10 protein-coding genes are annotated in these 15,009 nt (G+C 73.1%); 8 read left to right on the forward strand and 2 right to left on the reverse strand.

Features of this window, described 5'->3' with window-relative positions:
* Positions 1–78: 78 nt before the first annotated feature.
* The 3 genes from ACWDEN_RS32925 to ACWDEN_RS32935 all read left to right on the forward strand — a co-directional run bounded on the left by ACWDEN_RS32925 (position 79) and on the right by ACWDEN_RS32935 (position 2,186).
* Entirely contained in the window at positions 79–702 is a 624-nt protein-coding gene (locus tag ACWDEN_RS32925) for a TetR/AcrR family transcriptional regulator (RefSeq protein ID WP_450861475.1), read from the forward strand.
* 81 nt (positions 703–783) lie between these two features.
* Positions 784–1,485, forward strand: coding sequence for a ribonuclease HII (locus ACWDEN_RS32930; RefSeq protein WP_450861477.1), 702 nt, complete (start codon positions 784–786; stop codon positions 1,483–1,485).
* A gap of 68 nt (positions 1,486–1,553) precedes the next feature.
* Complete coding sequence (locus tag ACWDEN_RS32935) at positions 1,554–2,186, forward strand: hypothetical protein (RefSeq protein WP_450861479.1); 633 nt, start codon at positions 1,554–1,556, stop codon at positions 2,184–2,186.
* Positions 2,187–2,775: 589 nt separating this feature from the next.
* On the opposite strand, the gene ACWDEN_RS32940 is transcribed toward ACWDEN_RS32935, so the two are convergent.
* Positions 2,776–3,396: a hypothetical protein gene (locus ACWDEN_RS32940; protein ID WP_450861481.1), complete on the reverse strand. Its 621-nt coding sequence runs from the start codon at positions 3,394–3,396 to the stop codon at positions 2,776–2,778.
* Between the two features lie 265 nt (positions 3,397–3,661).
* Positions 3,662–5,827 carry a RecQ family ATP-dependent DNA helicase gene (locus ACWDEN_RS32945; protein ID WP_450861483.1) on the reverse strand — a complete coding sequence of 722 codons (2,166 nt, stop codon included), beginning with the start codon at positions 5,825–5,827 and terminating at the stop codon, positions 3,662–3,664.
* A gap of 143 nt (positions 5,828–5,970) precedes the next feature.
* On the opposite strand from ACWDEN_RS32945, the gene ACWDEN_RS32950 reads away from it, so the two are divergent.
* From ACWDEN_RS32950 to ACWDEN_RS32970, 5 genes are all read left to right on the forward strand, one after another.
* Positions 5,971–7,557: a DUF4192 domain-containing protein gene (locus tag ACWDEN_RS32950; RefSeq protein WP_351612403.1), complete on the forward strand. Its 1,587-nt coding sequence runs from the start codon at positions 5,971–5,973 to the stop codon at positions 7,555–7,557.
* 552 nt (positions 7,558–8,109) lie between these two features.
* Positions 8,110–10,209 (forward strand): amylo-alpha-1,6-glucosidase, encoded by a 2,100-nt coding sequence (locus ACWDEN_RS32955; protein WP_450861491.1) that lies wholly within the window; start codon positions 8,110–8,112, stop codon positions 10,207–10,209.
* 130 nt (positions 10,210–10,339) lie between these two features.
* On the forward strand, positions 10,340–11,098 hold the full coding sequence (locus ACWDEN_RS32960; RefSeq protein WP_351612397.1) for an NUDIX hydrolase: 759 nt from the start codon (positions 10,340–10,342) through the stop codon (positions 11,096–11,098).
* Between the two features lie 163 nt (positions 11,099–11,261).
* The gene (locus ACWDEN_RS32965) at positions 11,262–13,826 is read left to right on the forward strand and encodes an ATP-binding cassette domain-containing protein (RefSeq protein WP_450861485.1); all 2,565 of its coding nucleotides are present in this window, start codon (positions 11,262–11,264) and stop codon (positions 13,824–13,826) included.
* 162 nt (positions 13,827–13,988) lie between these two features.
* A complete protein-coding gene (locus ACWDEN_RS32970) occupies positions 13,989–14,876 on the forward strand; it encodes a FadR/GntR family transcriptional regulator (protein ID WP_450861487.1) in 888 nt (295 codons plus the stop codon).
* The last annotated feature ends 133 nt before the right edge of the window (positions 14,877–15,009 follow it).

Below are 15,009 nucleotides of genomic sequence, written 5' to 3' on the forward strand. Positions count from 1 at the left end.
CTCGCGTCCCCCCTGTTGCTGCGGCGCGGCCCACCCTTCCCCGGAATCCCCGCTTCCCTTGCAGTTGGAGAGAAACAGATGGTTACCTCGCGCTGGACGGCCGCTCCCGCTCGGGCGGCTTCCCCTCGTCGGCGCGGCGTGGTGCTGGAACGCGCGATCCTCGAAGCCGCGCTGGAGCAACTCGGTGAGGTCGGCTGGAAGGGCCTGACCATGGAAGGAGTCGCCGCCGGCGCCCAGACCGGCAAGGCGGCGGTGTATCGCCGCTGGCCCTCCAAGGAGGACCTTGTCGCGGACGCCCTGGTGGCCGGACTGCCCCGCGTCGAGACGGCCCCGGACCTCGGCGGCGTGCGCGAGGACCTCCTCGCCCTGTGCCGGCAGGTGCGGCAGATCATGTACTCACCCCCCGGTGTGGCGCTGCGCTCGGTGATTCACGAATGCGACCAGATCCAGGCGGAGCGTTTCCAGGAGGTGATCGTCGGGGGAGTGGTGGAGCCGACCGTCAAGCTCCTGGGCGAGGTCATCACCCGAGGGATTGAACGGGGCGAGGTGCGTCCGGACGCGGCCAACAGCTATGTCTTCGACGCCATCCCGGCCATGATGATGTACCGCTCGAAAATGTGCGCCAGCGAATGGTGCGATCGGGATCTCGAAGAGATGATCGACCAGCTGATGCTCCCGCTGCTGCGGCCCCACGGAAGCTGATCCCGCACCCCCGGGAACCGTGTGACGGTCGGGCGACCGGGGTGTCGGCTGATGACCCCGGCGGCGTACGCTAGGGGCGCCATGCCGTACGAACCGCCTACTCACACCGTCGAGCGCTCCCTGCGCGCCACGACCGGAGCGAAGGTCATTGCCGGTGTCGACGAGGTGGGGCGCGGCGCCTGGGCCGGGCCTGTCACCGTCTGTGCCGCGATCACCGGACTCCGCCGCCCGCCCGAGGGGCTGACCGACTCCAAGCTGCTGACGATCAAGCGGCGCACGGAACTGGCGGAGGTCCTGCGGGCGTGGGTGACGGCCTATGCGCTGGGGCATGCTTCCCCCGAGGAGATCGACGACCTGGGGATGACGGCCGCGCTGCGGCTCGCCGCGGTCCGCGCCCTGGACGCCCTGCCGGTCCGCCCCGACGCCGTGATCCTCGACGGGAAGCACGACTACCTCGGCACCCCCTGGAGGGTGCGCACGGTGATCAAGGGCGATCAGTCGTGTGTGGCCGTCGCGGCGGCGTCGGTGATCGCCAAGGTTCAGCGCGACAAAATGATGGCCGAACTGGGTGTCGACCATGCAGACTTCGGATTTGCGGACAACGTCGGGTATCCGTCGCCCGTGCACAAGGCCGCACTGGAGGAGTGGGGGCCCACCCCGCTCCACCGCTTGTCGTGGGCGTATCTTGATGCGTTGCCTCAGTGGCGGCACCTCAAGAAGGTCCGCAGCTGGGCGGACGGAAGTGTTCCGGAAATCGAGGGTCAGCTCGGATTCGATTTCTGACGGTTCCGCCCGCACTGATGTGCCACCCGGTCACCCGCGCCGCACCAACGTTTGATAAATATCAGCTCATGCCTCTCATTCCCGAGGAGCCTCAGATTCACGAGAGTGCCCAGGGTCCCCGCGCCACTCCGGCCAGCGGCCGTACCGCGCCGACCCCCCGTCCCGTACCCGGCCCCCGCCCCGCGGCTCCGTCCCGCCCCGGTCGTCCCGGTCCTCCGCGGCCGGTGCCGCCGGTGCAGCGCACGCCGCGTGACGGGGCTCCGGCCAAGCCGGGCCCGTCCGGACCGGCCGCTCCCGCCGCCCCGGCGGCCACCCCGCAGATCCAGCTGATCCCGGCCTCGGCCGAGGGTGCGCTCGACGCCGCCGAGGAGGCGGTGGACCTGCTGCTGGACTCGGGTCGTGCCCCGGGCGACGTGCTCGTGATCACCACCGGGTCCCAGCATCCGTGGGCGGAGCACGAGCTGTCCTTCGGTGAAGCTTCCTACTGGGCGCAGCACGACGCCGGTGACGACGTCTTCTATGCGGACGCCGCCGTGGCCTCCCGCGCCGCGACCCGTCCCGTGGTCGTCGTGGCCGTCAACGGAGGCCCCGCCTCCGCCGCTGCCTCGGCTCTTCCGCTGGCCCACACCCGGGCCGGTGCCCTGCTGATCGTCTGCGGCGACCCGCAGCAGATCAACTCGGTGCTGGGCGCAGGCGTCTGAGCCTCGTCCGGCACCTCGGGGCACCGGGGTGACAAGGGAACCGTCCCGGTGGAATCCGCACGGCGTGGCCTGTGGCATGCCCGCATGACCGGCGGACCACCGCTCGTGGACGGCTTCCCGGCAGTATGCCGAGACGCCAGACGCGGAGCAGTGGTTGCAGCGCGGAGGCGGGACCCTGGCTCGCGCGGCTTGCCTGCCCTGCCGTGGCCGGACCGTGACGCCGCCGTCCGCAGAGCCATGGCCGCGGGCACTCGGGGCGAGGCTCTCGTATTTCTCGTACCACGAGTACGGCTCGCACGGCTGCCGGATCCGGATGTGGGGCGGGCGCCGGCTTGCCCGGCGCGGCACCACGGTGTGCCCCCGGCACGGTACGGCCTCACGTCGCATGGCCCTCACCTCGCTTCGCAGACGGGCGGCCCTCGCGTTCCTCGGAACACGGGCCGGCCCGGCACGGTGCGGTGTGGGTGTCCTGGTGGCCGAGCGGTGGGCGGCCGAGCGGTGGGCGGCCGGCCGGCCCGCCGTCCGTCCGTGCGGGCAGGGCGGTGGCCGGAAGACGGTCGGGCGCAGCCCCGGCCTCCTGCCATGCCCTTCAGCGAGCCGCCACGCGGCGCAGGACCTCGGAGACCGGGCCGCCGGTGCGCGGCGCGAGCGGCGGTGTCTCGGACGTGGCGAAGGGTTCGGGGGCGGAGTCCGCGTTGGGATGGCGGCCGCTGCGTCCTTCGCCGAGCACCTGCCAGCCGTCGTGGGTCAGCGTGATGTACGCCCCGCACCTCAGCCCGTGCAGGGTGCAGGCGTCACGCAGGCCCCACATCCAGGCGCCGTCCTCCTCCGTCCAATGCGCGTCCCCCTCACGGCAGTAGACGAGGATGGCGGTGCGCACCGGCGTCCGGCGTCTCAGGTCGTGCGGAATCACCCGGCGCAACTGCGCGAGCAGCGCGTTACGGAACATCCAGCCGTCGGCCGGGGCCGGCCGACGTGTGAACGACGCGCTGGCGCACAGCCGCTCGTCCGGATCGAGCACTGCCACGATCGCCGTGGAGGGCCTCGGCCGATGGCGGGCGTGCAGCCCGCTGATGACCTCACGGGGGTTGCGCAGCAGAGGGATTCCGGCGGCGGCCCATTCGGCCGGCTCGAGCAGGCGACTGGCGGAAGCGGCGGACGCGGAGGTCGACAACGAGGCCGCCGAGGACGAGGCGAATCCGAAGGTCACGTTCCTCCCTTCGGCTACGCGCCCACACTGCGGGCGAGGTCGGATTCGAGGGACCGCGCACCGCAGCAGAGCCCGACCGATCACGGACGAGCCGCGCGGGGAGCGGACCTCAATTCTTCCTGCCGAACTTGGATGCGGCAACGAGCAATTGGGGCCACCGACTGTTATCTGCTGGTGCGTGGCTTATATCCCTACCCAAAGCTCAGCCCGATGACGCCTGAGGTGCCCGGCCGTGTCCCGTACGGCTGCCGCCGCGGGTGCGCGCTCAGCCCTGGACGGCCAGGACCAGCGGCAACACCGTCCGCGCGCCGGACCTTCTGAGCAGACGTGCCGCGACCGCGAGCGTCCAGCCCGTCTCCGTGAAGTCGTCGACCAGCAGCACCGGGCCGTCGGCCGCGGTCAGCGCCGAGGCGAGGGCGGGCGGTACCGTCAGCGCACCGTCGAGGGCCTTGAGCCGCTGCGCGCTGTTGCTGCGCGACACCCACGGTACGTCCTCGGCGTACTCCACGGACCCGAGCAGCGGCAGCCGGCCGACCTCGGCGATCCGGGCGCCCAGGGAGTGGATCAGCAAGGGCCGGGTGCGCGAGGCGACGGTGACGACGCCCACCGGCCGCGCCTGGGCGTCGGACACACCGGAGGTCCAGCCGCCGGGGCCCTTCGCCCAGTCGGCCAGGACGCCGACCACGGCCCGCGCCACATCGTCCGGCACAGCGGTGTCCGGTGCCTGCGGCGCGAGGAGCGGACGCAGCCGGTTGCCCCAGCCGATGTCCGACAGTCGACCCAGAGCCCGCCCCGACGAGGCCTGTTCACCGGCCGGAATGCGCCCCTTGAGATCGATGCCGATGGCCGGCAGGCCCGTCGGCCACATGCGGCGGGGCTCCACCTCGACGCCGGCCCGGCCCAGGTCGCTGCGCGCGGCGTCCACCGCCGCCGTGGACGTGTCGGCGGTGAAGCGCGGGCCGGCGCAGTTGTCGCAGCGGCCGCAGGGTTTGGCACCCTCGTCGTCCAGCTGACGCTGCAGGAACTCCATCCGGCACTCGGTGGTGGACGCGTAGGCGCGCATCGCCTCCTGCTCGGCCGCCCGCTGCCGGGCCACCCAGGCGTAGCGCTCGGTGTCGTACGACCAGGGGTGCCCGGTGGCGATCCAGCCGCCCTTGACGCGGTGGACCGCTCCGTCCACGTCGAGGACCTTCAGCATGGTCTCCAGCCGGGAGCGGCGCAGTTCGACCAGGGGCTCCAGCGCGGGAAGCGACAGGGGGCCGTCCGCCCGGGCGAGGACGTCCAGTGTGCGCCGGACAAGCTCCTCGGAGGGGAAGGCGAGCGACGCGAAGTACTGCCAGATCGCCTCGTCCTCCTTCCCCGGCAGCAGCAGTACCTCGGCGTGTTCGACACCGCGGCCCGCCCGGCCGACCTGCTGGTAGTAGGCGATGGGGGAGGAAGGGGAACCGAGGTGTACCACGAAACCGAGATCCGGCTTGTCGAAGCCCATACCGAGCGCGGAGGTGGCGACCAGCGCCTTGACCCGGTTGGCGAGCAGATCGTCCTCGGCCTGCTGACGGTCGGCGTTCTCGGTCTTTCCCGTGTACGAGGCGACGGTGTGCCCGCGCTGCCGCAGGAACGCGGTGACCTCCTCGGCGGCGGCGACGGTGAGCGTGTAGACGATGCCGGAGCCCGGCAGGTCGTCGAGGTGGTCGGCGAGCCAGGCCATCCGGTGCGCGGCGTCCGGCAGCCGCAGTACGCCGAGGCTGAGGCTCTCCCGGTCCAGCGGCCCGCGCAGCACCAGGGCGTCCGAGGTGCCGCCGGTGCCCAGCTGCTCGGCGACGTCCGCGGTCACCCGGGCATTGGCCGTGGCGGTGGTGGCCAGGACGGGGACACCGGGCGGCAGGTCGCCGAGCATGGTGCGCAGCCGCCGGTAGTCCGGACGGAAGTCGTGACCCCAGTCGGAGATGCAGTGGGCCTCGTCCACGACCAGCAGGCCGGTCGCGGCGGACAGCTTGGGCAGGACCTGGTCGCGGAAGTCCGGGTTGTTCAGCCGCTCCGGGCTGACGAGCAGGACATCGACCTGGCCGGCCGCGATCTCGGCCTGGACGGCGTCCCACTCCTCGGTGTTGGAGGAATTGATGGTGCGGGCGTGGATGCCGGCCCGGGCCGCGGCCTCCACCTGGTTGCGCATGAGGGCGAGCAGGGGCGAGACGATCACCGTGGGCCCGCTGCCTCTGGCCCGCAGCAACGAGGTCGCCACGAAATACACCGCGGACTTGCCCCACCCCGTGCGCTGCACGACCAGAGCCCGACGCCGCTCGGCGACCAGCGCCTCGATCGCCCGCCACTGGTCCTCGCGCAGCCGGGCCGCGCCCGTGGCATCCCCGACGAGCCGGGCGAGGACGGCGTCAGCCTGCGCCCGGAGATCCGCGTTGCTCGTGTGCTCCATGCGTCCCATACAACAGGACGGGACCGACAAGCGGGCGGGCCACTGTCCCGGGCTGTGGACAGCCAGGCCAGCGTTGTCGTGTCCCTGATCCAACTTGTCCACAGGCTCAACCGGAATCGCAGGATCCGCGAGATCGTCTGCGCATGGCGAATCACAGCGAAACCACCGGACCTTTCGAAAACAGCGACATCTCGGGACAGGAGCCGTTCAGCGGCCCGTCCGCGCACGACACGCAGGTCACCCTGCGCACCCCGGCCGAGCTGGCCGACGCCCTCCCCTATCTCCTCGGCTACCGGCCGGAGGACAGCATGGTGCTGGTGGCCCTGCACGACCGTGAAGGCCGGGGCAGGTTCGGCGGCCGGGCCCGGCTCGGCATCCCGGCGAACGAGGAGGACTGGGAGGCGGCCGTACGCCAGCTGGCCCACGGGCTGGTCACCGGCAGCGAACGGCGGGGCGCCCGGCCCGAACAGATGGTGGCCTACGTCTGCCAGGAACCGGCCCCGGGCGAGTCCGGCCGCGATGTAAAACGGCGGCTCGAGCGGCTGGCCCACCTGCTGCGTACCCAGTGCGGCGACCTCGACGTGCCGGTCATCGAGGCACTGTGCATCTCCGACGGCCGATTCTGGTCGTACTGCTGCCCGATCGAGAGCTGCTGCCCCGAGGACGGCTCGCCCATGGGACTTCCCGGCACCTCCGTGCTGGCCGCCGCGGCCACCTACGCAGGCATCCAAGTGCGCGGCACGCTCAGGGAGTTGCGTGCCAGGCTGCAGCCCTGGGAGACGACCGCGGCTCTGGAGCAGGAGACCGCCCTGGACGCGGCCGGTATGACTCTGGTGCCCCGAATTCTCGACGAGGCGTCCCGCGCGGACGTGGCAGGGGAGACCCTGGACCTCGCTGAGCGGATCATCCACCGCTTCGCCGCCGCGGCACCGGTGTCCGGCACGCATCCGGCGGACCTGCGCGACGACCGCCTGCTCGCCCACGACGAGGCGGCGACTCTGATCCTCGGGCTCCAGGACCGCACGACCCGCGACCGGGCGGCCGCGTGGATGGAGGGCGACGAGGCGGGCCCGGCCCTCCGGCTCTGGCGCGCCCTGGCCCGCCGCTGCGTCGGACCCTACGGCGAACACGCCGCGGCCCCGCTGACCCTGGCCGGCTGGGTCGCCTGGTCGACAGGTGACGAGTTGGAGGCCCGTGAAGCGCTGGCCATGGCGCTGGGCGCGGACCCCGACTATCTGTTCGCCCGGCTCCTGCACCAGGCCTGCAACGAAGGCCTCGACCCGGAAGCGATCCGCCGCTGCCTGCGCGCGGACCCTGCGGATCGCGCGAGGCGCACGCCGGCGGAGACGGGCTCACAACCGCACGCGGAGAAGACAGCGGGGAAGCCCACGGCTCGGGCCGAGCTCCCGGCAACGGAAGACCCGACGCACGGACCGAGCGCCGGCGCGGACGACCGGGGCGCCGAAGCGGGCAGGGGGACGGGCACGCGCCGACGGCGCCGTGTGCGATCGGCCGACGGGGGCGACGCCCCTCGCGCGGCCAGGCCCATGGCCGGACGGCGGAGGCCGGCCGGTTCCCACCCCGGCCCGTCGGCTGCCGAATCCCCGAGCTCCGGCGGTCGCAGTCGCAGCCTCGGCAGCGCGCGCACGCGTGCGACGGAACCGGACGCCACCACGACCGGAGCAGTCCGGTCGAACAACGACCACCGCAAGCCTGAAGAGGAGGGTTGATCGCCATGCGGGGGAGTACGGGCGGGTGCCTGGCCGAGCAGCAGGTCTGCCCAGCGAGGACGCGTGGCGCGTCAACGGTATCCACGGGGCGCTGCGCACCCCCCGGGAGCCTGTTCCGGAACCGATCCCGCACGAGCCGGTGCGGCTGCCGTGGCGGCGGCACACTTCTGGGCCGCCTGGCCGGCTCGAGCGGCACCACTCGTCCCTTGCGCTGCCGTTCGGCCGCCTCCCCCCGAGGCGAGCCGTGACCCGGACGAGTCCCTCTCCGTTCACCTGAGTGGCGGAGCGCCTGGACGGGCCCTGCCGCCGTACGACCCTGGTCCGCCGGGGCGTCCCACGGGTCGCCCGGCATGTTCGAGGCGCCGCGAGCGCAGAGGAAGCCACCCCATGCACCAACCGCCGACTCCGACCTCCGCCGCCGACGAGGAACGCCTGCCCTGGGACAGGGGCGAGTGGTCGCCGACGGACGGCGCCGGTGTCACCGAACGGCAGACCATCGGCCCCCTGTCATTGCCCAAGGAGTTTCGGGCGAACTCCTCGACAGGCCAGGACATGCCACTGGCGTCGACCCCCGTCCCAGGCCAGGGCACGTCACCGGTGTCGGCTCCGGTCCGGGGCCGGGGCGACTCACCCGCGCCCACCCCTGCCCCAAGCCGCCGCCGGTCCGCCGCCCCGTCGGTGCGCACACCGCAGGGCAGTCGGCCGGCACCCGAGCTGCCGCCCACGCACACCGCCTTGATCTGTGTCGCCCTGCCCGGTCTCGCCATCTCCGGTGGCGGACAACTGACCGGCCGGGGACTGGACGGGTTCTACCGTGCCGGCAGGCGCCTGCTCTCGCGGTGCCAGATGCGCGTGGCCGGGCGCGAACCGCTCGCCGTGCTTGCCAGGATGACCGGCGCCGACAGCGCCCGCTTCGTGGGGACTCTGCGTGCCTCCCCGACCGCCGGTCCCGATCCCGATGTCGTGGTCGAGCGGACCCGTCGTGCCGACGGAACCGAGCGGATCACGCTCCGCAATGCCGCCGCACGACCGCTGAGGCTGCCCGTCGAGCTCGCCCTCGGCACGGACCTCGCCGACCTCGGCGCCATCGCCTCCGGCAAGGCAGGCCCCGAACTCCCGGCCACTGTCCACGACTCCGGCCTGCGCTGGGCCACGGCCGGTGTCGCCGCCTCCGTCACCGCCGACCCGCCGCCCTCCGACGCCCTCGCGTCCGCCGGGCTGCTGCGCTGGGAGCTGGAACTCCCGCCGGGCGGTACGGCAGCCGTGGAACTGAGGGTGCGGCTCGACGGCGCGGGCCCCCTGCGGGCGGCGGCACAGGCCACGACCAGCCCGCTCGCCCCCGCACGGGCGACAGGCGACGACTCCCGGGTGGCCCCGCTGCTGGACTGGGCGGTCGTCGATCTCCAGGCGCTGCTCCTGCGAGACCCCGCCCACCCCGCCGACACCCATCTCGCGGCAGGCGCGCCCTGGCGCTGCGGAATGTCTCCCGCCGAGGCCCTGGCCGCGGCCCGGATGGCCCTGCCGCTCGGCACCCGGCTCGCCGCGGGCACACTGCGTACCCTGGCCCGCACCCAGCTGGCGGACCGGAGCCCACAGGCCGGCCTGATTCCCGGGCCACGACGCGATGCCGGCCCGCTCCTACCACCCGGCTGCACGGGCACGGAGGCCACACTGCTCTTTCCCGCACTGCTCGCCGAGGCCCGCCGCTGGGGACTGCCCGAGCAGGAGACAAGGGAGCTGTTGCCCGCGGCAGAACGCTGCCTCACCTGGCTGCGGACGACCATCGGCGAGGGCACCTACCTCCGCGACCCCCAGCCCGGGGGTCCGGCCCGCTGCGAGACACAGGCCCACGCGCATCGGGCGGCCCTGCTCGGCGCCGATCTCCTCGACACCTACGACCGGCCCGGCGCCACCGAGTTACGCCAGTGGGCCCAGGCCCTCCAGGCGGCATTCCGGGCCGATTTCTGGATCGAGGACCTCGGCGGCGGACATCCGGCCGCGGCCCTGGCACCGGACGGCCGACCCGTACCGCACCTGGGCTCCGCCGCAGTCCACCTCCTCGACACCGGCCTGCTCGGTTCCGGCCGGCTCGCACCGGGCCTGCTCGACCCCGCACAGACCCAACACCTCGCCCGGCTGCTCGGGGCCCCCGCCATGGACGCGGGCTGGGGACTGCGGGGTCTCGGTGCCAAGGAGGCGGGACACAACCCGTTCGGCCACCGGACCGGAGCCGTCCGGGTCCACGACACCGCAGTCGCCATCGCCGGACTGGCCGCCGCCGGCTACGAGAAGGAAGCCGGCGGCCTGCTGAAGGGACTGCTGGACGCAGCGGAACACTTCGGCCACCGGCTGCCCGAGATGTTCGCCGGAGAACAGCGCTCCGCCGCGAGCGCTCCCCTCCCGCATCCCGCGGCCTGCCGGCCGGCGGCCACCGCGGCGGCGTCCGCGATCATGGTTCTCACCACGCTCGCGGGCATCCGCCCCGACACCCCCGCCCGGACGGTCACCCTCTGCCCCGTGCGCAGCGCGCCGCTCGGTGAACTCGGCCTCACCGGGCTGCGCGTCGCCGGCGCCCCGTTCGCCGTGCGCATCAGCCGGCTGGGGCTCGCCATGGTCGAGGAGGCGGCGGACGGCCTGCAACTGGGAGTGTGACCTCGTACGACGCCACCGAGACGAACAACAGGAGCCGGTTCTGCGCCCCATACCAGAACGAAGCGGAACCACGACCGATGCGGCCGGGGAAGGGAGTGTTTATCGTCAGGCAGACGACTATGATCGCGGCATGCCCTACGACCCGTCAGCCTTTCCGCCCTTCGCCGTCACCGTGGACCTGGTCGTGCTGACCGTGCGCCGCCATGCCCTGTGCGCGCTGGCGGTCCGCAGGGGCGAGCCACCGTTCCAAGGGCGCTGGGCACTGCCCGGAGGTTTCGTACGGGCCGACGAGGACCTCTCCCAGGCGGCGGCGCGCGAGCTCGCCGAGGAGACCGGGCTGTGTGCACACGACCCCTCGGCCCCGGCCCAGGACAACGGGGCTCATCTCGAGCAGCTCGCCACCTACGGGGACCCCGAGCGGGACCCGCGCATGCGCGTGGTGAGCGTCGCGCATCTCGCGCTGGCGCCCGACCTGCCCGCCCCGCGTGCGGGAGGCGACGCCAGCAACGCGCGCTGGGCGCCGGTCGAGGAACTGCTCCAGCAGGGCGGTTACGGCCGTGACGGCGAGCCCGTGGCACCGCTCGCCTTCGATCACGCCCAGATCCTCGCCGACGGGGTGGAGCGGGCCCGCTCCAAGATCGAGTACTCGTCGCTGGCCACCGCGTTCTGCCCGAGCGAGTTCACCGTCGGCGAGTTGCGCCGGGTGTACGAGGCCGTGTGGGGAGTGGCCCTGGACCCGCGCAACTTCCACCGCAAGGTCACCGGAACCCCCGGATTCCTCGTCCCCACCGGAGGAACGACCACGCGCCAGGGCGGTCGGCCGGCACAGCTCTTCCGGGCGGGCGGCGCCACCCTGCTCAATCCGCCGATGCTGCGCCCCGAGGTCTGAGGCGCACTCGGGAGTGCCCGCCCGGCGATCAGGTGGGCCGACCACTCGGGCGGGGCGTCGATTCATCCGAACGGCGGACGTGAACCGGGTCTATCGGCAGTATGTGTGGTAGCAGATCGACTGATACCCGAAAAAACCGACATCACGCGCTATCTTGCTGCAGGTGATCCAGGCCTTCGGACTGACCAGCAATCCCCGCAAGGCGTACCCGCCCGTCGTCGACGACCTCTCCTTCGAAGCGCGCGCGGGACATGTCACCGTGCTCCTCGGAGGCATCGGCGCGGGTAAGACGACGGCGCTCAGACTGATGCTCGAGCTTCAGCATGGGCGCGGTGTCACCTACTTCAGGGGGCGGCCCCTGCACCGGATCGCCCATCCCTCGTGGGAGGTCGGCGTGCTCCTCGGCGATGTGCCGGGGCATCCGGCCCGCTCGGTCCGCGGACATCTGCGCATGCTGTGCGCGGCCTCGGGCGTTCCGGCGCGACGGGCCGACGAGGTCCTCGAAGTGGTCGGCCTCGTCAGTTTCCGCGAGGAACGCCTCGGCACGCTCTCGCGCGGGATGGACCGCAGGCTCGGCCTGGCGTGCGCTCTGCTGCCCGATCCGCACACACTCGTCCTGGACGAGCCCACCGACGGCCTCTCCGTCCGTGAGGCGCAATGGCTGCACGGCATGCTGCGAGCGCACGCCGGCCAGGGGGGCACGGTGCTCTTCACCACGGCCGACCCCAAGGAGGCCGCCCGCACGGCCGACAGGGTCGTGACCCTCGACGGCGGCAGGCTCGTGGCCGATCAGGAGGCCAGGGAGTTCGCCCGCACCCGGCTGCGTCCGCGCGTGGCCGTCCGCAGCCCGCACGCACCACGCCTCGCGGCCCTGCTCGCCAAGGAGGCCCGCACCGGGCGCCGGTCCGTCGAGGTCGTACGGGAGGGAGGCAATCGCCTCTCGGTGTACGGCTCCACGACCGCCGATGTGGGCGAGACGGCGTTCCGCCACGGCATCCTCGTGCACCAACTCGCCGACGAGGTCGGTGACATGGGGCCGGGATCCGGCGGCGGGGCCGCAGTCTCGTCCGGGGAGGCGGTCACGGAGGCGGCGAACGAGCCGCTTGCGGAGCGGGAAGACGCCGGGCCCGGTTCTTCGCCCGTGGAGCCCGAGCCGACGGTCCACGGCTTGGCGACGGTGGAGACGTGTGCCTCGGAGGTCGGCCTGGCCGCGTCCGTGTCAGGCGTCCCGGTGCCCGGTTCGCCGGCGGCCGAGTGCGGCGGGTCGGTGTTGGACGCGTCCGTCTCGGAGCAGGTCCCTGTGGCGTCCGGACTTTCGTCGGGGGAGCCGGGCGTCACGGCGTCGGGTGCCTCGGGGAGAGACCGGGGCGTCATGCCGTTCGGCTTCTCGGTGGGGGAGCGGGAGGACTGCCCGGCGGACACTCCGGCGCCGCAGCGGGATGTGTCCGGTGTCTCCTCGTGCGAGGAACCACTGGCGGACGGGCGGGCGCAGGCCCCAAGCGGCGAGCAGCCGTCGCTCGGGGAGACGTCCGAGGCCCGGCCAGGGACGGAGCACACGGAACCCGCCCGGGGCGTACCGGCCGAGAGAGAGGCGCCGGACGACGCGGCCCCGGGAACCGGCCGCACGGCAGACGGCGATGCCGGGCCCGCGGGCGAGGACACGCGCGACGGAAGCGCTGGACTCGTGCCCGCCGAAGTCCTCGCGGAAGCCGGCGGCCGGATCACCGAGGCTGCGGCCGACACGGAGGCCGGGCGCGATGCGGCCTCGGCTGCCCGGCAACCGCAGACCGGCGGCGCGAGCACTGCGGCAGCGGTCATCTCCATCCTGCGCACCCGCCTCCCCGGCGCCAGGAACCCCGGCACCCGCCAGGCGCAGGCCACGAGCGCCGGCCGCCCCGACGGTGTAGGTTTCCTTGATTCCCTTTCCTCTCTCCCGCCCCCCATCTCCCCCCGCCCCGCCCCCAGCCCCCTGCGCCCTCTTCGCTACGAGATCCGGCGCGCCGCCGGCATCGGCGTCGGATTCCTGACCTGCGGTGCCGTGCTCGTGGTGTCCGCGCTCACGGCCGTACTGCTGGCCAGGACCGGGCACACCCCGCAGGCGCGGCTGTTCGCCGCGTGGCCGCGGGAGCTGCCGCTGCCGCCCGCGGCGCTCGCGGCGGGGCTGCTCGGTGCACTGGCCTTCGGAGACGAGTTCCGCCACCCCGCCCTCGCGGCGGACCGCGGCACCGTGCCCCGCCGGCTGGGGCTGCTCACCGCGAAACTGCTCGTCTCCGGGGCCACCGCGGCCATGCTGGCCTTCCTCACCGTGGGCTGCGATGCCGAAGCGCTCTACGTTCTCTACGGACGGGAGCTGACGCAAGTTCCCGCGGACTGGCTCTCGCTGGGCGCGAGTTGGTTCGGTCTGGTCGTCGGCTGCGCCTGGGCCGGTGTGCTGGCGGCCGGCGTGTTCCGGTCCACCGCGGGCGGGATGGCCGCCGTTCTCGCCGTACCCGTTGTCGTCGTCCCCGTCGTGCACAAGGCACTGCGGGGGCCCGCCCCGCGCGTGGCCGCCGGTTTCCCGGTGCGGATGCGGGAGGTCCTCCTGCTGCAGTGGCCCTTCGGCGGGGAGCGCTACCTGCTCGGGATGGCGCGCGTGCTCGCCCAACCCGTGGGCAGCGCACTGGCGTTGTCGCTGTCGGCGCTGCTGTGCGCGTATCTGTACACGACACTGCGCACCCGGCTCCGGTGATGGACGTGCGTCCACTTCCGATCCCGCCGTGTACACAACTCCCCGAGGAAAGCCCATTTCTTTCCGATAAGGCGTCAATTGCGACGGGGTGAGCGATCACCCTTTCGTGTGCTTTTCACCAAAGACCTCAAGGGAGTTGGAGGCGGCGCCGACAAAGGATCCGTGAGTACCCTTGCGCACACCATGATGACCGCCGCCCGCTCCACCGACTCCGGTCTGGCCGGCCCGGGCGAACTCGACCGCTACCCCTACGCAGAGCCCCAGGTGGCCGACCGCGTCGGAGCACCCTCCTGGGAGGGCGCGGACCCCGACCTGGGCCGCGTCGGCCGGCGCGCCGCGGGCAGCCGCGGACGCGGACTGCACGGCCAACTCGTTCAGCAGCTGGGACAGATGATCGTCTCCGGCGACCTGGGCGCGGACCGCCCGCTGGTGCCCGAGGAGATCGGCCAGCGCTTCGAGGTCTCCCGCACCGTCGTCCGCGAGTCCCTCCGTGTCCTCGAGGCCAAGGGCCTGGTCAGCGCCCGCCCGAACGTCGGCACGCGCGTGCGTCCCGTCAGCGACTGGAACCTGCTCGACCCGGACATCATCGAGTGGCGGGCCTTCGGGCCCCAGCGCGACGACCAGCGCCGCGAGCTGAGCGAGCTGCGCTGGACGATCGAGCCGCTCGCCGCCCGCCTCGCCGCCGGGCACGGGCGGGAGGACGTGCAGCAGCGCCTCTGTGACATGGTCGAGATCATGAGTCACGCCATGGCGCAGGGCGACGCGCTGACGTACTCGCGCGCCGACAACGAGTTCCACGGACTGCTCATCCAGATCGCCGGCAACCGCATGCTGGAGCACCTCTCCGGGATCGTCTCGGCGGCCCTCCAGGTGTCGGGCGGTCCGGTCACGGGCTGCGACCGGCCGAACGAGGCGTCGCTCGGGCAGCACGCGCGGATCGTCGACGCGCTCGGCACCGGCGACGGCGCGGCCGCCGAAACGGCCATGCGCCAACTGCTCACGGTCCACCCCGAGGTCGAGCGCGTGGTGCCCGCCCCGCGCGAGCACTGACCTCACGCGTGCGGTGCGGTCGCCGGTGTGCGCCGTCGGCCTGATTCTCGTGGCGACCGTGTCGGCGCCGGGCTCGTTGACCGCCGCCGCTGGGTGCCCCCGGCGGCGGGGCGCGGGCGCCCGGGTGCCGCCG

Source organism: Streptomyces sp. NPDC001153 (assembly GCF_053598315.1).

Excerpts from the sequence above, each read along its gene's own strand:
- ACWDEN_RS32960 (WP_351612397.1), top strand. The coding sequence starts at position 10,340 with ATGCCCTACGACCCGTCAGCCTTTCCGCCCTTCGCCGTCACCGTGGAC.
- ACWDEN_RS32935 (WP_450861479.1), top strand. The coding sequence starts at position 1,554 with ATGCCTCTCATTCCCGAGGAGCCTCAGATTCACGAGAGTGCCCAGGGT.
- ACWDEN_RS32945 (WP_450861483.1), bottom strand. The coding sequence starts at position 5,827 with ATGGAGCACACGAGCAACGCGGATCTCCGGGCGCAGGCTGACGCCGTC.
- ACWDEN_RS32955 (WP_450861491.1), top strand. The coding sequence starts at position 8,110 with ATGCCACTGGCGTCGACCCCCGTCCCAGGCCAGGGCACGTCACCGGTG.
- ACWDEN_RS32930 (WP_450861477.1), top strand. The coding sequence starts at position 784 with ATGCCGTACGAACCGCCTACTCACACCGTCGAGCGCTCCCTGCGCGCC.
- ACWDEN_RS32925 (WP_450861475.1), top strand. The coding sequence starts at position 79 with ATGGTTACCTCGCGCTGGACGGCCGCTCCCGCTCGGGCGGCTTCCCCT.
- ACWDEN_RS32950 (WP_351612403.1), top strand. The coding sequence starts at position 5,971 with ATGGCGAATCACAGCGAAACCACCGGACCTTTCGAAAACAGCGACATC.